The 600-nt window shown below is 62.4% G+C and carries 1 protein-coding gene; it reads left to right on the plus strand.

Annotation, left to right across the window (positions count from 1 at the left end):
• Nucleotides 1-600: CAF17-like 4Fe-4S cluster assembly/insertion protein YgfZ (gene ygfZ, locus AC1DH9_RS30510; protein ID WP_477809501.1), on the plus strand; the 600-nt coding region annotated here is incomplete at both ends.

A 600-nucleotide genomic window follows, 5' to 3' on the forward strand; every position in this document is an offset into this window, starting at 1 on the left:
AGTACGCGGTGTTCTCCAAATCCAAGTTGACCGACGAAAGCGCCGCCTGGATTCGCTTCGGCCTGCAGCACGCAGAAGCCGTCCTGTCCGGCCTGGGCCTGGCGCTTCCCCGGGAAGACGGCGCAGTTGCTCGCGCGGGCGACCTGATTGCCATTCGTGTGTCATCCGATCGCGTCGAACTCTGGGCGGCGGCMACTCAGGCCGACACCTTGCGCAACACGCTGGCCGCATTGCTGCCTGAAGGCAATCTGAACCAGTGGCTGCTCGGGCAGATCCGCGCCGGCATCGGCCAGGTCATGCCGCAAACCCGCGAACTGTTCATTCCGCAAATGCTCAACCTGCAAGCGGTGGGCGGCGTGAGCTTCAAGAAAGGTTGTTACACCGGCCAGGAAATCGTCGCGCGCATGCAGTACCTGGGCAAACTCAAGCGTCGGTTGTATCGCCTGCAACTCGACACCACCGAGCTGCCCGAGCCAGGCACCGCACTGTTTTCCCCAACCCATGGCAGTTCCATTGGTGAAGTGGTGATCGCCGCTCACGCCGAACAGAACATCGAGTTGTTGGCGGTACTGCAAGCCGAAGCCGCGGACAGTGGTGACG

The sequence above is a fragment of the Pseudomonas sp. 05T35 genome (assembly GCF_056396605.1).